Genomic DNA, 18,100 nt, shown 5'->3' with positions numbered 1-18,100 from the left:
GCCTGGGCTCGATGGCGGCTAGAGCGCGAGGATGCGCGGGGAGCGCCCCGGGACGGTGAGCGAGCCGGTGACGGCGTCGCCGCTGAGGAGGTCGCGACCGGAGGCGGCGACCGTGATGTCGGCGTCGGTGTGGTTCAGGTACACGCGGTAGCCGGCGTTCCCCGCTGACCGCTCGACGACCTCCATCCCCTCCGGCGTGCCGGGAACCTCCACGCCCGCTTCGCCGAGCACGCGAGCGACGAGAGCGCGCAGCGTGTCGGCGTCCGGGCGCGTCGACACGTACCAGCCGACCCCAGCGCCGAACGCGTTCCGCGTCACGGCCGGTTCGCCGGCGGCGCGCCCGTCGGCGAACCGCGTGATGACGTCGGCGCCGTCGATGCGGATGTCGTCCGCCCACACGGTCGCGGTCCCTCCGGTGTCGAGCCCGGCCGTCTCACCGGAGCGGAACGGCAGCAGCTCCTCGATCGTGAGCCCGAGCGGCTCGCTGAGCGGTCCGGGGAAGCCACCGGGATGCACGGCGTCGAACTCGTCGACCAGCCCGCTTCCGAAAGACACCAGCAGGTGCCCTCCGCCGCGCACGTAGTCGGTCAGCGCACGCCCGCCGCGCGAGGTGACCGCGTACAGGCTCGGCGCGATCACGGCGTCGTACCCGGACAGGTCGCCCTCCGGATGCACGAAGTCGACGGTCACGCCGAGCTGCCAGAGCGCCGTGTAGTACGCCTCGATGCGCTCGCGGTGCCGGAGGTCGACCGATGGCCGCCACTCCAGGTCCTGCGCCCAGAACGACTCCCAGTCCCAGAGAATGGCGACACGTGCATCCACGGTGCTGCCGCGCATCGTGGCGAGGGAGGCGAGGTCGTCGCCGAGTGCCGTCACCTCTCGCCAGACGCGAGAGTCCGTGCCGGCGTGCGGAAGCATCGCCGAGTGGAACTTCTCCGCCCCCGACCGGGATGCGCGGAACTGGAAGAACATGATCGCGTCCGCCCCGCGCGCGAAGTGGCTCAGGCTGTTCAGCGCGAGCTCGCCCGGCCGCTTGGCCAGGTTGCGGGGCTGCCAGTTGACGGCGGAGGTGGAGTGCTCCATGAGCATCCACGGCCGTCCGCCTGCGAGGGAGCGGGTGAGGTCCGCATCCATCGCCAGCAGTATGTGGCTGTCCTCGCGCTCGGCCGTGAGGTAGTGGTCGTTTGAGACGACGTCGACCTCGCGTGCCCACTTCCAGTAGTCCATCGACGGGCAGCTCGACGCCATGAAGTTCGTGGTGACCGCGAGCTGCGGGGTGTGTGCCCGGATGATGTCGCGCTCGGCGACGAAGCACTCGAGCAGCGCGTCGGAGGTGAAGCGGGCGAAGTCGAGTCGCTGGGCGGGGTTGGTGACCGTGGCGGCCAGGCGCGGCGCGTCGATCTCCGACCAGTCCTGGTAGCGCTGACCCCAGAAGGCGGTGCCCCACGCGCTGTTCACGGCGTCGATCGTGCCGTAGCGCGCAGCAAGCCAGCCTCGGAACGCGGAGACGGAGTGCTCGTCGTACGACTCGCCGACCGGTGCGCCGTACTCGTTGTGCACGTGCCACATGGCGAGCGCCGGGTGGTCGGCGTAGCGGCGCGCAAGCTGCTCGGTGACGGCGGCGGCCGCTCTGCGGTAGTGCGGCGAGCTGGGCGACGCCATCCCGCGGGAGCCGAAGCCGAGCGGCACGCCGTCGCGGGTGACGGGACGGGAGTCGGGGTACGTCTTCCAGAACCAGGCGGGCGGGGATGCGGTGGGCGTGCCGAGGTCCACGTCGATGCCCGCTCCGGCCAGGAGGTCCATGATCTCGTCGAGCTGTGCGAAGTCGTACTCGCCCTCGCGGGGCTCGATCAGACCCCAGTTGAAGATGCCGACGCTCACCAGGTTCACCCGCGCCTGTTTCATCAGCTCGATGTCTTCGAGCCAGGTCTCTCTGGTCCACTGCTCAGGGTTGTAGTCGCCGCCGTAGCGGAGGTCGGCGGTTCCCCGCGGCCAACCGAGGCGGGCGGTGTGCGGGGCTGGCGTGGTGGTGGGCTGTGGTGACAGCGTCATTGCTTCTCCTGACTGTGTGCGCTCCCAGGTATAGCACACCGGAATACTCACGCGTGTTATGGGCAAGAAGAATTGACAAGGTGCAAATGTATGTGCGTTACTGTAACCGCTCACAGCCGCACTCAACGAGGAGAGATCTTGCGAACATCACTGAGGGTCGGCGCTGTCGCCCTGGCAGCAGCCCTGGCCTTGACCACAGCAGCCTGCAGTTCCAGCGGAAGCGGGGGCGACAGCTCCGGACCCGTCAAACTCACCTACTGGGCCTGGGCGCCCAACATGGACAAGGTGGCCGCGATCTGGAACAAGTCCCACCCGGACATCCAGATCACCGTCAACAAGCAGGACGGCGGAGACGCCGCCGTGACCAAGCTCCTCACCGCGATCAAGGCGGGCAGCGGAGCGCCGGACATCATGCAGGCCGAGTACCAGAAGATCCCCACCCTGGTCTCCGCCGACGCGCTCGTCGACCTCAAGGACCAGGGAGCAGGCGACCTCAAGAAAGACTTCACCGACGGCACCTGGAATGCCGTCACCCTCGGCGGCGACTCGGTGTACGCGGTCCCGCAGGACTCCGGCCCGATGATGTTCTACTACCGCAAGGACATCTTCGACCAGTACGGGCTCAGCGCTCCGAAGACCTGGGACGAGTACGCACAGGATGCGCGCACCATCCACCAGGCCGACCCCACCAAGTTCCTCGGCACGTTCTCCTCCGGCGACCCCGGATGGTTCGCCGGGCTCTCGCAGCAGGCCGGCGCATCCTGGTGGGGCATCGACGGCAAGGCTTGGAGCGTCGACATCGACTCGGCGGCGACGAAGAAGGTCGCCGACTTCTGGGGCGGCCTCGTGCACGAGGGCGTGATCGACAACAACCCGATGTACACCCCCGCCTGGAACACCGCTCTCAACGACGGCACGCAGGTCGGCTGGGTCAGCTCCGTCTGGGGTCCAGGCGTCCTCGAGGGCAACGCGGCGGACACCAAGGGCAAGTGGGCGGCAGCGCCCCTCCCCGACTGGGATGCGTCGAAGCCGTCCAGCGGCAACTGGGGCGGATCGTCGACGGCGGTCACTGCGCAGTCGAAGCACCCCAAGCAGGCGATGGAATTCATCACCTGGCTCAACACCGACCCCGAGGCCGTCAAGGCGCTCGCGCAGGTCGCGAACATCTACCCGGCCGACGTGAACTCGTCCGCAGCTCTCAGCACCCCTCCGGCGTTCTTCGCCGATCAGGCCGACTTCTGGTCGATCGCGGCGCAGTCGTCGAAGGACGTGGCGTCGTTCACCTACGGCCCGAACGTCAACGTCGCATACAGCGCGTACACCGACGCGTTCGCCAAGGCCGCTGAGTCGAAGGATCCCGCCCAGTTCGAGGCCGCGCTGAACACGATGCAGGCCACCACGAAGAACGACCTGGTCAAGTCGGGCTTCACCGTCAAATGAGTCGTCGGCGGACGGGAGGGCGGCTCGCCCTCCCGTCCGCCTGACCTCGCACAGCAAAGGACCAACCGTGACCACCACCATCACCCGCGCCAAACGCGTCGCCATCCCGTACGCGATGCTCACCCCGGCCATCGTGCTCTTCGCCCTGTTCATGGCCGCCCCCATCCTGTACACCGTCGTGATGTCGTTCCAGACGGTCAAGGTCGAAGGCCTCGGGCTCGGCTCCGGCAGCAAGAAGCTGCAGTTCGCCTGGCTCGACAACTACGTGGATGCGGTCACCGACCCCGAGTTCCTGGCCAGCGTCCTCCGCGTCCTCCTCTACGGCGCCATCCTCATCCCGGTCATGCTGGGGCTCGCACTCGTGTTCGCCCTGCTGCTCGACTCCCGCCGCTCTCGCGCCGTGCGGTTCAGCCGGGTGTCGATCTTCCTGCCATACGCAGTGCCCGCGGTGATCAGCTCCCTGCTCTGGGGTTTCCTCTACCTCCCGTCGGTCAGCCCGTTCGCCTACGTGCTGAAGGCGGTCGGCATGACGCCGCCGGACATCCTGAGCTCGGGCCTCGTGATCTTCGCCGTCGCGAACATCGCGCTGTGGGGCGGTGTCGGCTTCAACATGATCGTCATCTACACGGCGCTTCGCGCCATCCCGAGCGACATCTACGAGGCCGCACGGATCGACGGGGCGTCCGAGGTGCAGATCGCCTGGCGCATTAAGGTGCCGATCGTACTGCCGTCGCTCATCATGACCGGCCTGTTCTCGATCATCGCGACACTGCAGGTGTTCGCGGAGCCGACCACCCTCAAACCGCTCACCAACTCCATCTCGTCGAGCTGGACCCCGCTGATGAAGGTCTACCGCGACGCGTTCGTCCGCGGCGACATCTACTCCGCGGCGGCGACCAGCGTGCTGATCGCGCTGGGCACCTTCGCCCTCTCGTTCCTTTTCCTGCGGGTCGTTCAGCGGCGCGCCTTCGGTCAGGAGGACTGACATGACCGCCACCATCACACCGCAGGCCGTTCCGTCGCTCGCCCCGCCAGGCGGTCGGGGCAGAGGCCGCGACCGCAGCGCAGCGGAGCGCCCCAGCGCGTTCGGCACCGCCGTGCTGCTGCTCGGTGCGGTCTACTGCCTGCTGCCGGTGCTCTGGGTGATCACCGCATCCACCAAGGACGGCTCCGAGCTGTTCTCCACGTTCACCTTCGCGCCGAGCACGCACCTCTGGGACAACATCGTCGCCCTCACGCAGTACCGCGACGGACTGTTCTGGCGGTGGATGCTCAACACCGCGCTCTACGCCGGTGTCGGCGCGCTCGTCTCCAGCTACATCTCCGCGCTGAGCGGCTACGTGCTGGCGAAGTTCGACTTCCCCGGCAAGGGCAAGGTGTTCGCCATCCTGCTGATGGGCGTGCTCGTGCCCGGTGTGATCCTCGCCATCCCGCAGTACTTCCTGCTGGCGCAGATCGGGCTCACCAACACGTACTGGTCGGTGCTCCTCCCGCAGCTCATCAGCCCGTACGGCATCTACCTCGCCCGCATCTACGCGGCGGCGGCCGTGCCGACGGACGTGGTCGAGGCCGCACGTACCGAGGGCGCAGGCGAGATGCGGATCTTCACCAGGATCGCGCTGCCGATGATGGCGCCAGGGCTGGTGACGATCTTCCTGTTCCAGTTCGTCGCCATCTGGAACAACTTCATGCTGCCGTACATCATGCTCGGCAACGACCAGTTGTTCCCGATCACCGTCGGCCTGTCCGGCCTGCTCAACCAGGGCGCGACCGTCCCCGCGCTGTACACGCTGGTCATCACCGGCGCGCTGCTGTCGATCGTTCCGCTGGTGATCCTGTTCCTGCTGCTGCAGCGGTTCTGGAGAGTGGACCTCGCCGCGGGTGCGGTGAAGGCCTGACCGCGCCCGCGCATCCCTAGAATTCAGTCATGGCCACCGACCCGCCCAAGAGGCGCCCGACGATCAACGACGTCGCAGACGCGGCAGGGGTGTCGCGCGGAACCGTCTCCCGGGTGCTGAACGGGGGCCACTGGGTGAGCCCGGATGCGCACGCCGCCGTCACCGCGGCGATCAAGAAGACGGGCTACCGCATCAACGCGGCGGCCAGGAGCCTCGCCACGAATCGCGCGCACTCGATCGCGTTCCTGCTGACCGAGCCGCACGACCTGCTGTTCGAGGACCCCAACTTCTCCATCCTGATGCGCGGGGCGGCGGACGCGCTCGCCGAACGCGACGTGTCGCTCGTGCTGATCATGGCCGCGGCGGAGGACGAGCAGCGCAGAGCGCTCGACTTCATCGCGGCAGGCTCGGTGGACGGGGTGCTCCTGGTGTCGTCGCACAGCGGAGGGCAGGCGTTCGTCTCCGCGATCAACAAGCTCGGACTTCCAGCGGTCGCCTGCGGCATCCCGCTCGGGTTCGAGCGCAAGATGGGCTACGTCACCGCGGACGACGAGCACGGCGCGCGCACGATGGTGGAGTATCTGCGCGACAAGGGCAGGAGGGTCGTCGCGACGATCGCCGGACCGCAGGACACCTCCGGCGGCCAGCTCCGGCTGGCCGGCTATCGGGCTGCGCTCGGGGACGACGTGGACGAATCGCTCATCGTCGAGGGCGACTACGGCCGGGCGAGCGGGGCCGCGGCGATGCGCACGCTCCTCGAACGCCGGCCAGACGTGGATGCGGTCTTCGCGGCCAACGACCGCATGGCCGCGGCCGCCATCGCCGTCATCGAGGACAGCGGCAGGCGCGTCCCTGAGGACGTCGCCGTCGCCGGCTTCGACGACTCGCCGGCTGCGGTCCAGTCCTCGCCGACGATCACCACGATGCGGCAGCCCTTCGGCCGCATCAGCCGCGAGATGGTGCGGATGCTGCTCGAGCAGATCGACGGAGGGGACTTCGCCGCCATCACGGTTCCGACCGAGCTGGTGCGCAGGGAATCGGCCTGAAGAATCAACCCCCGCCGCGAAGGCTGGGGATTCGCCTGGGGCGACCGCGGCTCTCAGGCGCCCCGGGATATGGTTAGGCCATCCGGGCGTGCAGCCCACCACCATATTGGCTGGGAAGTCGATCCGACCGAACGGCCTGCCCATGGTTACGCTCGCCCCTACGTCCGCACCCTCGGCCTCCACGCTCGGCCCCATCCGTCGCACCGGGCCCCGCATCGACGCGGCGCCTCCGGTCACGCAGAGCTTCAAGATCCTGTTGAACACCGTGCGCGACCAGGGTCTGCTGCGCAGGGCTCGCCTGTTCTACGCGCTGGTGGCTGCCGGTCTCGTGCTGGCTCTCGGCGGCGCCGTCGCCGGCATGATCCTGCTCGGCGACAGCTGGTTCCAGCTCCTCATCGCCGCGGCCCTCGGCCTCATCTTCACCCAGTTCGCGTTCCTCGCCCATGAGGCGTCGCACCGCCAGATCGCCAACTCGGGCCCGATGAACGACCGCCTCGGCCGGATGCTCGCGACCCTGGTCGTCGGCATCAGCTACTCGTGGTGGATGACGAAGCACACCAGGCACCACGCCAACCCGAACACCATCGGCAAAGACCCGGACATCGAGACAGACACCATCTCGTTCGTCGAGGAGGACGCCGCCAAGGCGAAGGGCTTGATCGCCGCGATCACGCGCAAGCAGGGTTACCTCTTCTTCCCGCTGCTGCTGCTCGAAGGCTTCAACCTGCACGGCCGTTCGTTCGGCACGCTGTTCCAGCGCGGCAAGGTGGACGGCCGCGCCAAGGAGTTCACCTTCCTCGCCATCCGGTTCAGCCTCTACTTCGGCGCCATCTTCTGGCTGCTTCCGCTCGGGATGGCGTTCGCGTTCATCGGCGTGCAGCTCGCGGTCTTCGGCCTCTACATGGGTGCGAGCTTCGCCCCGAACCACAAGGGGATGCCGCTGATCGGCCGGGGCGTCAAGGTCGACTTCCTGAGTCGCCAGGTCCTCACCTCCCGCAACGTCGTGGGCTTCGGAATGACCGGCCTGCTCGGCGGGCTCAACTACCAGGTCGAGCACCACCTGTTCCCGAGCATGGCCAGGCCGCACCTGCGCAAGGCCGCCGCGATCGTCCGCGAGCACTGCCACACCGAGAACATCCCGTACACCGAGACGACCCTGATGAACTCCTACGGCATCGTGATCGAGTACCTGAACCGCGTCGGCCTGTCCGCTCGCGACCCGTTCGACTGCCCGGCCGCCGCCTCGATGCGCTAGCTACGCCCCGAGCTTGCGCACCTCGACGGGCGCGAAGCGCGCCTCGACGAATCGTGCCGCCAGGTCCACCGCCCGCTCGATCGACGCGACGTCGACCAGGTAGTATCCGCCGACGAACTCCTTGCTCTCGGTGAACGGTCCGTCCGTGACGTTCCTGCCGCCGTCGCTGTCCGTGCGCACCACGCGTGCGTCTGTCACGCTCAGTTCGGCGGTGTCGACCAGTTCCCCGCTCGCGGTGAGCTCGCGCTGCAGGTCCTGATGCGCCGCCTCGAACTCGTCCTTCAGGTCGGTCTCCATCCTGGTCACGAACTCATCGGTGTTGTAGATCGTCAGCAGATACTTCATCGTCGCCTCCTCGGCACTCGTTCTCCTACCTCTACGTCGAACAGGGTGGGTTCAACTCGACACGCATTCTGAAATGTTATTCACTCATTGCGCGTTCGCGCCTTGACGACCACGTCGTCCGTCATTACTTTAGGCAAGGCTAACCTAAAGAAATACGACGCGAAAGAGTGTTATGTCTCACGTCCCCTCCGTTCTCTCCGGCGCTCGCCGTCGAGTCCTCGCCGCCGTCATCCTGTCCACCGTGGCTGTCGGATTGGCCGGATGCGCGGCCGCCACGCCCGCCGCCGAGGCCGGGGCGAGCACGATCTCCGTCGAGACCAACACCGGCACCGTGGAGGTTCCCGCCACGCCGACGCGCGTGGCGGCACTCGACAACACGTCGTTCGTCACCCTCAAAGCACTGGGCGTGACCCCGGTCGCCGTGCCGAAGCCGCTGCTTCCGGCGAGCGGCTTCGAGTCGTGGTCGGCCGACCCGATCCTGGATGCGGGCTCCCACCGCGAGCCGGACCTCGAAGCGGTGAGCGAAGCAGCACCCGACCTCATCATCGGCGGCAGCCGGTTCGAGAGCCACCAGAAGGACCTCGAGAAGATCGCGCCGACGATCGACATCGCTCCGAGCGACACCGCGAAGGACGGCTACCTCGCCGGGCTCACGAAGCAGACGGCCACTCTGGGAGCGATCTTCGGGCAGCAGGAGAAGGCGAAGAAGATCATCGCCGCGTTCGAGGCCGCTCACACAAAGGCGGCCGCGAGCGCGACGGGTCAGTCCGTGTTCCTCGCCGTGGTCAGCGGTGGCCACATCGACAACGGTGCGAGCCGAATCGGAAGGCTCCTCGACGGTGTCGACCTCGTCAACGTCCTCTCCGCCGACAACCAGTCATCGACCGCCGTGCACAACGACTCGGGGCTCGCGCCGGAGACGATTGCCCAGCTCGACCCGGAGTGGGTCATCGTGCTCGACCGGGATGCGGCGACCGCCGACGACGCGACGCCGGCGAAAGAGCTCATCGAGAGCAACGAAGCCTTCGCGAACACCACCTTCCTCACGCGGGGCAACGTGGTCTACCTGGCGTCGAGCTTCTACCTCGACGAAGGCATCCAGGCGTACACCACCGCATTCACGCAGCTCGCGGCCGCTCTCGATTCGTGAGCGGACCTCCCTCCGCGGAGAGCGGCGGCGTGGGACGTGTCCGCCGCCGCCTCCTCCGGGGTGCTGCGGGTCCCACCGCGGTGGTGATCCTCGGCGGTCTGATCGTCTTGTCTCTCTCGGTCGGCGGCTACGACATCACGGTCGCCAAGCTCGTCTCCGGCTCCGGCGTGGACACCGGCGCCGCGGCCGAAGCGTGGAACATGTTCTTCATCTCGCGCGTGCCGCGCACGGCCGCGCTCGTTCTGGCGGCGGTCGCGATGTCGTTCTCGGGGGTGATCATGCAGCTCATCACCCAGAACGCGTTCGTCGAACCGACAACGGTGGGAACCAGCGCGTGGGCTGGCCTCGGTTTCCTCGTCTCGCTCATCGTCTTCCCGAGCGCGCCGGTGCTCGTGAAGATGTCGACCGCGACCGCGTTCGCCCTCGCAGGGACGCTGTTGTTCCTTCTCGTGGTCAGGCGGCTGTCGCTCCGCACGACCGTCATCGTCCCGATCGTCGGGATCATGCTCGGGGCCGTCGTCGGCTCGGTGACGAGCTATGTCGCGATCTCGGCGAACCTTCTGCAGACGCTCACGGCGTGGCGCTCGGGCGGGTTCAGCGGCATCGTGCGCGGCCAGTACGAACCGCTGTGGGCGGTCGCGGCCGTCGCCGTGGTGGCCTATCTGCTCGCCGACCGTTTCACGGTCGCCGGTCTCGGCAAGGACGTCGCGACCAACGTGGGGCTCCGCTACGAGCGCGTCGTGTTCCTTGGCTGCGCGCTGGTCGCCGCGGCCACGGGGGTGACCTCGGTCGTCGTCGGCTTCTTGCCGTTTCTCGGTCTGGTCGTCCCCAACATCGTCCGGATCGGCCTCGGGGACGACCTGCGCCGCAACCTGCCGTGGGTGGCCGTGCTCGGCGCCATCCTGATCCTTGCCTGCGACACGGTCGGTCGCGTGGTGGTTGCTCCCTTGGAGGTGCCCGTCTCCCTCGTGCTCGGCGTCGTCGGCTCCGCGGTCTTCATCCTTCTCGTGCTCAGGATGCGACGCCGTGCTCTCGCCTAGTCGCCCCGCGCTTCGCCGCGGCGCACCCGGCCGACGTGCTCGCAGCGGACGGTCGCGCATCCGCCTCTCGCCCGGCGGGAGGATCGTGCTGTGCTCGGTCCTCGTCGTGCTGGTGTCCGCCGCCTATCTCTTCCTCTTCATCCGTGGCGGCTTCGCCTTCGCCGTTGAGCGCAGGGCGACAGTGCTCGGCGCCATCGTCGTGGTCGCATTCGCACAGGGCGTGGCGACCGTGCTGTTCCACACCGCGACCGACAACCGCATTCTGACGCCGTCGATCATGGGACTCGATGCGCTCTACGTCCTGATGCAGACCTCGCTCGCCTTCGTCTTCGGCGGCGAGGCGCTCGCGAGGACGGACGGCCTGCCTCGCATCCTCGTGCAGTCTGCGCTGATGGTGACGTTCGCCGTCGTCCTGTTCCGCTGGCTGTTCGGCGGGCGGTTCGCGAACCTTCCCCTGCTGTTGCTCGTCGGCATCGTGCTGGGGATGGCGTTCGAGAGCGTCTCGTCCTTCCTGCAGCGGATGCTGGCTCCCGCGGACTTCGACAAGCTGGAGACGAGGCTGTTCGGCCAGCTCAGCAGCGTCAGCCCCGCGCATCTTCCCGTCGCGTTCGTCGTCTGCGCCGCCGTCGGCGTCGTCGTCTGGCTGAGGCGTCGTCGTCTCGACGTTCTGCTGCTCGGGCGCGACCTCGCGACAGGCCTCGGGATGAACCACCGCCGCGAGCTCACCGGCATCCTCGTCGCCGTGGCCGTTCTCACCGCATTCTCCACCGCGCTGGTGGGGCCGATGACGTTCTTCGGCTTCCTCGTCGCTCTCCTCGCCTACCAGTTCACGGGCAGCCACGAGCATCGGTTCGTGCTCCCGATGACCGTGCTGATCGGAATCCTCGCGCTGGTCTCGGCGCAATTCGTGCTGCAGCACCTGTTCCGGACGGCCGGTTACGTGACGCTCGTGCTGGAGTTCGTCGGCGGCACCCTGTTCCTCGTCATGCTCCTGAAGAAGGGTCGCCTGTGATCGAATTCAGCGACGTCACCGTGTCGTACGACAAGCAGCAGGTCCTCGGACCTGTCGACGGCCGCATCGCGGCGGGCCGCGTCACCTCCATCGTCGGGCCGAACGGCGCAGGCAAGTCCACTCTTCTGACGGTCATCGGGCGCCTGACGTCTCCCGACACCGGCCGGGTGACGGTCGGCGGCCTGGATGTGCACTCCGCGCATCCCCGGGCCGTCGCCAGAACCGTGGCGATTCTGCGACAGGAGAACCATCTCACCGCTCGGCTGCGGGTGCGGGAGCTCGTGCGGTTCGGCCGGTACCCGCACTCTGCGGGAAGGCTGTCGGCGGCCGACCATGAGGCGGTCGACCGTGCCATCGGCTTCCTCGGCCTCGAACCCTACGCCGAGCGCTTCATCGATCAGCTCTCCGGTGGCCAGCGGCAGCGCGCGTTCGTGGCGATGGTCCTCGCCCAGGAGACCGAATACATCCTGCTCGACGAACCGCTGAACAACCTCGACATCAAGCACGCGGTGCTGATGATGGCCGAACTGCGCAGAGTGGCGACCGACCTGGGGCGCACCGTCGTCATCGTCGTGCACGACATCAACTTCGCGGCCGCTTGGTCGGACGACATCGTCGCGATGCGCGACGGCTCGATCGTCGCATCCGGCACAGCGGAGGGCATGATGGATTCGGAACTGCTCAGCGGACTGTTCGACACACCGGTGGAGGTGCACGAGGTCGCCGGACGGAAGACCGCCGTGTACTTTCGCGGCTGAGAGATCGATCTCGCCGTTCTCTCAGGCCGGTGCACACCGCGAATCCCGTTTTCCGGTGACCTTTCCACGGGCCTTTGCTACCCTCGAACGGGTATGCAGTCCGCATCCACCAGCTCCCGCAGTCATGGCCGCCGCTCGGCGGTCCGTCGTGCTGCCGTTCCGGTCTCCGAGCTGAGGTCGCCCGTCCACCACAGGATCGGCGTCGCGCTGGCGGTCATCGCGCTGGTCACCGGCTTCTCGATCGTGCCGACGGACGCCGCGCTCGCGGCGACGCTGGCCGCCCCTGCCACCATGCTCGCGCCCGGCCAGGATGCGCCGGCGCACACCCCGCAGCAGCGCATCGACGTGGATGCGACCATCGCCGCCCCCGTCGTCTCCCGCGACCAGCTCTCGGCGACGGACGGCGTGCAGACCCTGAGCAACAACGGCACGAACGCCGACTGGGCCAAGCTGGTGCTGATGTTCGGCGGCTGGCCGCAGACCGATGCGAACGTGCAGGTGATGCTGCGCTGGATGCGCCAGGAGAACGGGCCGCCCGACTGGTGGAACCGCAACAACCCGCTCAACAACGGCTACGGCTCCGGCGGTGGCGCCGGCCTCGGCAGCTACCCCGACCTCACCACCGCGGCCGAGTACGCGGCTAAGAACCTGCAGCGTGGATACCCGGGCATCGTCGCCGGTCTCACCGCCGGCACGTCCGCCGACGCCACGGCCGCCGCCATCTGGGCGTCCCCGTGGGCCACCAGCCACTACGGCAACGGCTCCCACTGGAGCACCGCCCCCGTCCAGCTCGTCAAGGCCCCCGCCTCCGCCTGGGGCAACTGACCCCCTTCTGCCCCCGCCCCGCCCGGCCCCAGGCCCCGCCCCTGCCGCCCAGCCATCGAGCCGGGACTTGTGCACGCGACACGCCGGTGTCAGGTGTACACAAGTCCCGGCTCGATCATGCGGGGGCGAGCCAGTCGCGGAGGCGGGGGGAGGGGCCAGGTGGTGATGATGCGGTCGAGGGGCACGTTGTTGGCGGCGGCGCGGGCTGCGCCGTATGCGAGGAAGTCGAGCTGGCCGGGGGCGTGAGCGTCGGTGTCGATGCTGAACAGGCATCCCGCTGCCAAGGCCACCTGGATGAGGTCGTCCGGCGGGTCCTGCCGCTCCGGCCGTGAGTTGATCTCCACCGCCACGCTGTTCTCCGCGCACGCCGCGAACACCCGTTCTGCGTCGAACTCGGACGGCGGCCGCGTGCCGCGCGAGCCGCTGACCAGCCGCCCGGTGCAGTGCCCGAGCACGTTGGTGTGCGGGTCGCGGATGCCGCCGAGCATCCTGGCCGTCATCGTGGCCCGGTCGGAGCGCAGCTTGGAGTGCACGCTCGCCACCACCACGTCGAGCCGCCCGAGCAGCTCAGGCGTCTGGTCGAGCTCGCCGCTCTCCAGGATGTCCACCTCGATCCCGGTGAGCAGCGTAACGGGTCCTGTGTCGAGCGCCGCGATGATGTCGAGCTGTTCGGTGAGGCGTTCGGCGCTCAGCCCGTTGGCGACCGTGAGGTTGGGGGAGTGGTCGGTGATCGCCTGGTACTCGCGGCCGAGGGTCGCCGCCGCTGCTGCCATGGCCTCGATGGGGGTGGTGCCGTCCGACCAGTCGGTGTGGGCGTGCAGGTCGCCGCGCAGGGCGGCTCGCAACGCATCCCCTCCCTCGGCCAGTGGATGCGCGTTCCGCTCCCGCAAGTCGGCCAGGTAGTCGGGCACCAGCCCGTCCACCGCCTGCGAGATCACCTGGAAGGTGCGGTCGCCGATGCCTTTGGTGCGCTTCAACCGGCCGTCTGCGACCCGCTCGCGCAGTTCGTCCTGGCTGAGCGGAGCGATGGTGCCTGCCGCCCTGCGGAACGCCTGCACCTTGAATGTCGGGGCGAGTTCCCGTTCCAGCCAGAAGGCGATCTCGTTGAGGGCGTCGACAGCATCCATGGAGCCCATCATGCTCCTGTTCAGCGGCGTCGGAGCAGGACGGTCGCGGCCGCCCCGGTCGCGGCGAGGGCGGCGGCTCCGACGAACAGCCAGGAGAAGCCGTCGGAGAGCGCGGTGGCCGTGGACGCGCCCGCCGCGAGCCCGGTGGCCGTGCGGCCGGCCGCGATGGTGCCGAGGACGGCGAGACCGAGCGCGCCGCCGATCTGCTGGCTGGTGTTGACCAGGCCGCTCGCGAGGCCGGAGTCGTCTGCGGATGCGCCGTCCACCGCGAGCTGGGTGGCGGTGACGAATCCCGCGCCGAGGCCGACGCCGATCAGGATGCTCGGGCCGAGCAGGCCGCCGACGAACGACGCGTGCGGTCCGGCCGCGGCGAGCCAGAGCATCCCCGCGGCGAACACGGCGAGTGCCGTGACCAGCGTCGGCCGCACGCCGACTCCGGCGACCACGGACGGCACGACGGCGGCGACCACCACAAGGGCCCCGGCGAGCGGGAGCTGGCTGATCCCCGCGGTGAGGGCGTCGTAGCCGAGCACGTCCTGCAGGTAGACGGAGAGGGCGAAGAACAGGGCCGTGGTCGCGCCTCCGGCGAGGAGCATCACGATGTTGCCGGTCGCGGCGTCGCGATTCCGGAAGAAGCGGAACGGCACGAGTGGATGCGCGGCCCGGCGCTCGACCAGCACGAACGCGGCGAGGAGCACCAGGGCGGCGGCGGAGACGCCGATGGTCACCGGGCTGGCCCAGCCGAGCTGCCCGGCGAAGCTCAGGGCGGCGACGAGGGCGGTGAGTCCCGCGGTGATCGTGGCGGCGCCGGCGACGTCCATGCGCCGACGCTCGCCGGACGGGTCGCGGGAGACGAGCGACGGCAGGACGGCGAGCACGACGATGCCGACGGGCACGTTGACGAAGAACACGGCCTGCCAGCCGAGAAGCGCGGTGAGGACTCCGCCGAGCAGTACGCCCGCGGCGCTCCCGATGCCGGCGACGGCTCCCCAGACGCCGAGGGCTTTCACGCGGTCGGCGCCTGTCACGAAGAGCTGGGTGACCAGTGCGAGCGACGCCGGGGCGAGGAGCGCAGCGGAAGCGCCTTGGAGTGCTCGGGCGGTGAGGAGCATCCCGCCGCTGACGGAGAGCCCCGCCATCGCCGACGCTGCCACGAATCCGGCGACGCCGACCAGGAACATGCGGCGATGGCCGAACCGGTCGGCGAGGCGTCCGCCGAGCAGCAGGAGCCCGCCGAACGGGAGCACGTATGCCGTGATGACCCACGCGAGCGCCGCCGTGCCGAGCTGGAGCTGGGCGCCGAGCGCGGGGAGCGCGATGTTCACGATGGAGGCGTCGAGCACGACGAGGAACTGGGCGAGGGCGAGCACGCTGAGCGCCCACCAGCGGTGCGGGCTGCGGGTCGGGGCGGGGGCGGATGCGGTTGCGATGGACATGAGCAGTGCCTTTCGATGGTGAGTGACTGATCAATCACTCTTGTGGGTAAAAGGGGATACGGGCCGGATGGGGCGGGTGGCTACGGGTGGCGGATGCCGGCGGTGACGATGCGCGCCCAGTCGGACGAGTCGCCGTCGATGCCTGTGGTGACGATGAGGTGGCAGAGCTGCCCGAAGGCGATGAAACGCTGCACCTCGTCGTCCGGCGCGCCGGAGCGCGTCTTGGCGAAGCGGGTGACCCTGGCGAGGCCGCGTCGCAGCGCCGCTCCGATCTCCGGCACTGAGGCGGCCGATTGCGCGTGCACCTGCAGCATGAGGAGCGAGCGGTCGGCGATGAGGTCGGCGTACGCGTCGCCCATCGCGTAGAGGATCTCTGCGGGCGACGGGCCAGCGCTCGCCGCCGCGCCGTGCTCCAGTGCCTCTTCGATCCGGTCGAAGCACCGGTCGAGGGCTGCGACGAACAGGGTCTCCTTGCCGGGGAACAGCTTGAACACGTACGCCGTGGAGATGCGTGCGTGCTCGGCGACTGCCGAGATCGGCGTGCTGCTGTATCCGGAGGCGCCGAAGACCTCGATGGCGCTGGCGATCACGGTCTCGCGCCGCTCTTCAGCGGTCGAGAGGGTGGAGCGCGAGCTGGGTGTCATGTGAGTGACTGTACACTCACTCTCTCCGGATGGTCAAGCGTTACGCCCGCTTACGCCCACCGCCGTCGCCGTCGCCGCACCCCGCTAGCGTCGGAGAGGTGACCTCCACCATCGAGAATCTGGGCCGGGAGTCTCGGCTGTACCCGCCGTCCGAGGCCTTCGCCGCGCAGGCCAACGTCGGGGCGGAAGCCTTCGACGACGCCCGCGACGCCGTCGCGTTCTGGGAGCGGCAGGCCGCACGACTGGACTGGGCGGAACCCTGGCACACGGCGCACACCTGGGAGCCGGCGACCGTGCGGGCGGACGGCGAGCTGAGCATCCCGCGCGCCGAGTGGTTCGCCGGCGGCAGGCTGAACGCCGCCGTCAACTGCGTCGACAGACACGTGGATGCTGGCAACGGCGAGAGGGTCGCCATCGACTTCGTCGGCGAGCCGGGAGACACGGAGACGATCACATACGCCGAGCTGCAGCGCCGCGTGGCGAAGGCGGCGAACGCGCTCACAGCGCTCGGAATCGGGAAGGGTGACCGCGTCGTCGTCTACCTCCCCGTCATCCCGGAGACGATCGTCATCACTCTCGCCATCGCCCGGGTCGGGGCGATCCACTCGCTGGTGTTCGGCGGGTTCTCCGCCGAGGCGCTGCGCTTCCGGGTGGAGGACACCGGCGCGAAGCTGCTTGTCACCTCCGACGGCCAGTTCCGCCGCGGCACCGCGGTGCCGGTGAAGGCGAACGCCGACGCCGCCGTGGAGGGCGACAACGCCATCGAGCACGTGCTGGTGGTGCGCCGAACCGGCGATCTGACCCCGGGCATCCCCTGGCAGGACGGCCGCGACGTCTGGTGGCACGACGTGGTGGATGCGGCGCCGGACACGCACGAGCCGGAGTACTTCGACGCGGAGGCGCCGCTCTTCATCATCTACACCTCCGGCACGACCGGCACGCCGAAGGGCGTCGTGCACAGCACGGGCGGCTACCTCACGCAGGCGTCGTGGAGCCACTGGGCGCTGTTCGACGCGAAAGAGACGGACGTGTACTGGTGCACGGCCGACCTCGCCTGGGTGACGGCCCACACCTACGTGCTCTACGGCCCGTTCTCCAACGGCGCCACCTCCGTCATCTACGAGGGCACGCCGAACACGCCGCACGCCGGACGGCACTTCGAGATCATCGAGCGCTACGGCGTCACGACGTATTACACGGCCCCGACCCTGATCCGCACCTTCATGACCTGGTTCCCCGACGGGCTGGGCGACGGCTGGGATCTGTCGAGCATCCGGTTGCTCGGCACGGTCGGCGAGGCCATCAACCCGGAGGCGTGGGTCTGGTTCCGCGAGCAGTTGGGCGCCGGCAGCGCTCCCGTGGTGGACACCTGGTGGCAGTCGGAGTCCGGCTCGGCCATCGTCGCACCGCTTCCCGGCGTCACCGCGCTGAAGCCGGGGTCGGCGACCAACGCTGTGCCGGGCGTGACCGTGCGCGTCGTCGACGAGAACGGCGTGGATGTGCCGCGGGGCTCCGGCGGCTCGATCGTGATCGACGGCACCTGGCCGTCGATGGCGAGGACCGTCTGGGGCAACCCGGAGCGCTACCGCGACTCGTATTGGAGGGCGTTCGCCGCGCAGGGCTACTTCCTCGCCGGAGACGGCGCGGCCGTGGACGACGACGGCTACATCTGGCTACTCGGACGGCTGGACGACGTGATCAACGTGTCGGGGCACCGCCTGTCGACGATCGAGATCGAGTCGGCGCTGGTCGCGCATCCACAGGTCGGCGAGGCGGCGGTGGTCGGCGTTGACGACGCGACCACCGGGCAGGCCGTCGCCGCGTTCGTGGTGCCGAGCGGGGATGCGCCATCGGAGCAGGTGCTGCGGGATCAGGTGACGCGCGAGATCGGCGCCATCGCGAAGCCGCGCCACATCGTCATCGTTCCCGACCTGCCCAAGACGCGCTCCGGCAAGATCATGCGCCGTCTCCTCGTCGACCTGTTCGACGCCCGCCCCCTCGGCGACACCACGTCCCTCCAGGACGAGACCGTCCCCGAGACGATCCGCGGCCTGCTCAGCGATCGAGCCTGA

The 18,100-nt window shown here is 68.9% G+C and carries 15 protein-coding genes and 1 pseudogene; 11 read left to right on the top strand and 5 right to left on the bottom strand.

Features of this window, described 5'->3' with window-relative positions; all coding sequences use genetic code 11:
* Positions 1-18: 18 nt before the first annotated feature.
* On the bottom strand, positions 19-2,052 hold the full coding sequence (locus ACYVGI_RS18190) for a beta-galactosidase (RefSeq protein WP_460633986.1): 2,034 nt from the start codon (positions 2,050-2,052) through the stop codon (positions 19-21).
* A gap of 138 nt (positions 2,053-2,190) precedes the next feature.
* On the opposite strand from ACYVGI_RS18190, the gene ACYVGI_RS18185 reads away from it, so the two are divergent.
* The 5 genes from ACYVGI_RS18185 to ACYVGI_RS18165 all read left to right on the top strand — a co-directional run bounded on the left by ACYVGI_RS18185 (position 2,191) and on the right by ACYVGI_RS18165 (position 7,691).
* The gene (locus ACYVGI_RS18185) at positions 2,191-3,492 is read left to right on the top strand and encodes an ABC transporter substrate-binding protein (RefSeq protein ID WP_460633985.1); all 1,302 of its coding nucleotides are present in this window, start codon (positions 2,191-2,193) and stop codon (positions 3,490-3,492) included.
* Between the two features lie 115 nt (positions 3,493-3,607).
* Entirely contained in the window at positions 3,608-4,477 is an 870-nt protein-coding gene (locus tag ACYVGI_RS18180; protein WP_460634158.1) for a carbohydrate ABC transporter permease, read from the top strand.
* Position 4,478: 1 nt separating this feature from the next.
* Positions 4,479-5,390 (top strand): carbohydrate ABC transporter permease, encoded by a 912-nt coding sequence (locus tag ACYVGI_RS18175; RefSeq protein WP_460633984.1) that lies wholly within the window; start codon positions 4,479-4,481, stop codon positions 5,388-5,390.
* A gap of 29 nt (positions 5,391-5,419) precedes the next feature.
* On the top strand, positions 5,420-6,436 hold the full coding sequence (locus tag ACYVGI_RS18170) for a LacI family DNA-binding transcriptional regulator (protein WP_460633983.1): 1,017 nt from the start codon (positions 5,420-5,422) through the stop codon (positions 6,434-6,436).
* A gap of 142 nt (positions 6,437-6,578) precedes the next feature.
* Positions 6,579-7,691 (top strand): fatty acid desaturase family protein, encoded by a 1,113-nt coding sequence (locus tag ACYVGI_RS18165; protein ID WP_460633982.1) that lies wholly within the window; start codon positions 6,579-6,581, stop codon positions 7,689-7,691.
* Here the strand turns inward: ACYVGI_RS18165 and ACYVGI_RS18160 are convergent, their stop codons facing one another.
* Positions 7,692-8,036 carry a YciI family protein gene (locus ACYVGI_RS18160; RefSeq protein ID WP_460633981.1) on the bottom strand — a complete coding sequence of 115 codons (345 nt, stop codon included), beginning with the start codon at positions 8,034-8,036 and terminating at the stop codon, positions 7,692-7,694.
* 172 nt (positions 8,037-8,208) lie between these two features.
* Between ACYVGI_RS18160 and ACYVGI_RS18155 the strand changes: the two genes are divergently transcribed.
* The 5 genes from ACYVGI_RS18155 (at position 8,209) to ACYVGI_RS18135 (ending at position 12,821) form a co-directional block, all read left to right on the top strand.
* Complete coding sequence (locus ACYVGI_RS18155; RefSeq protein ID WP_460633980.1) at positions 8,209-9,186, top strand: ABC transporter substrate-binding protein; 978 nt, start codon at positions 8,209-8,211, stop codon at positions 9,184-9,186.
* Between the two features lie 29 nt (positions 9,187-9,215).
* Positions 9,216-10,226, top strand: coding sequence for an ABC transporter permease (locus ACYVGI_RS18150; protein WP_460633979.1), 1,011 nt, complete (start codon positions 9,216-9,218; stop codon positions 10,224-10,226).
* 85 nt (positions 10,227-10,311) lie between these two features.
* A complete protein-coding gene (locus ACYVGI_RS18145; protein WP_460633978.1) occupies positions 10,312-11,238 on the top strand; it encodes an iron chelate uptake ABC transporter family permease subunit in 927 nt (308 codons plus the stop codon).
* Entirely contained in the window at positions 11,235-11,996 is a 762-nt protein-coding gene (locus tag ACYVGI_RS18140) for an iron ABC transporter ATP-binding protein (protein WP_460633977.1), read from the top strand. Before ACYVGI_RS18145 ends, ACYVGI_RS18140 begins: the two co-directional genes overlap by 4 nt.
* A 93-nt stretch (positions 11,997-12,089) precedes the next feature.
* Positions 12,090-12,821, top strand: coding sequence for a hypothetical protein (locus ACYVGI_RS18135; RefSeq protein ID WP_460633976.1), 732 nt, complete (start codon positions 12,090-12,092; stop codon positions 12,819-12,821).
* A gap of 115 nt (positions 12,822-12,936) precedes the next feature.
* On the opposite strand, the pseudogene ACYVGI_RS18130 reads toward ACYVGI_RS18135, so the two are convergent.
* The 3 genes and pseudogenes from ACYVGI_RS18130 to ACYVGI_RS18120 all read right to left on the bottom strand — a co-directional run bounded on the left by ACYVGI_RS18130 (position 12,937) and on the right by ACYVGI_RS18120 (position 16,028).
* Positions 12,937-13,948: pseudogene (locus ACYVGI_RS18130) on the bottom strand (PHP domain-containing protein).
* Positions 13,949-13,968: 20 nt separating this feature from the next.
* A complete protein-coding gene (locus tag ACYVGI_RS18125) occupies positions 13,969-15,384 on the bottom strand; it encodes a DHA2 family efflux MFS transporter permease subunit (protein WP_460633975.1) in 1,416 nt (471 codons plus the stop codon).
* Between the two features lie 80 nt (positions 15,385-15,464).
* On the bottom strand, positions 15,465-16,028 hold the full coding sequence (locus ACYVGI_RS18120) for a TetR/AcrR family transcriptional regulator (RefSeq protein ID WP_460633974.1): 564 nt from the start codon (positions 16,026-16,028) through the stop codon (positions 15,465-15,467).
* A 98-nt stretch (positions 16,029-16,126) separates the two neighbouring features.
* Between ACYVGI_RS18120 and acs the strand changes: the two genes are divergently transcribed.
* A complete protein-coding gene (gene acs, locus ACYVGI_RS18115; protein WP_460633973.1) occupies positions 16,127-18,100 on the top strand; it encodes an acetate--CoA ligase in 1,974 nt (657 codons plus the stop codon).

Source organism: Leifsonia lichenia, from assembly GCF_054780215.1.
The sequence above is the reverse complement of the archived record's forward strand: the minus strand, read 5'-3'. Positions and strand labels throughout refer to the sequence as shown.

Bases quoted from the DNA above. Each gene is read 5' to 3' on its own strand.
- ACYVGI_RS18120 (WP_460633974.1), bottom strand. From the start codon at position 16,028: ATGACACCCAGCTCGCGCTCCACCCTCTCGACCGCTGAAGAGCGGCGC.
- ACYVGI_RS18165 (WP_460633982.1), top strand. From the start codon at position 6,579: ATGGTTACGCTCGCCCCTACGTCCGCACCCTCGGCCTCCACGCTCGGC.
- ACYVGI_RS18155 (WP_460633980.1), top strand. From the start codon at position 8,209: ATGTCTCACGTCCCCTCCGTTCTCTCCGGCGCTCGCCGTCGAGTCCTC.
- ACYVGI_RS18175 (WP_460633984.1), top strand. From the start codon at position 4,479: ATGACCGCCACCATCACACCGCAGGCCGTTCCGTCGCTCGCCCCGCCA.
- ACYVGI_RS18190 (WP_460633986.1), bottom strand. From the start codon at position 2,052: ATGACGCTGTCACCACAGCCCACCACCACGCCAGCCCCGCACACCGCC.
- ACYVGI_RS18160 (WP_460633981.1), bottom strand. From the start codon at position 8,036: ATGAAGTATCTGCTGACGATCTACAACACCGATGAGTTCGTGACCAGG.
- ACYVGI_RS18170 (WP_460633983.1), top strand. From the start codon at position 5,420: ATGGCCACCGACCCGCCCAAGAGGCGCCCGACGATCAACGACGTCGCA.
- ACYVGI_RS18135 (WP_460633976.1), top strand. From the start codon at position 12,090: ATGCAGTCCGCATCCACCAGCTCCCGCAGTCATGGCCGCCGCTCGGCG.
- ACYVGI_RS18180 (WP_460634158.1), top strand. From the start codon at position 3,608: ATGCTCACCCCGGCCATCGTGCTCTTCGCCCTGTTCATGGCCGCCCCC.
- ACYVGI_RS18125 (WP_460633975.1), bottom strand. From the start codon at position 15,384: ATGTCCATCGCAACCGCATCCGCCCCCGCCCCGACCCGCAGCCCGCAC.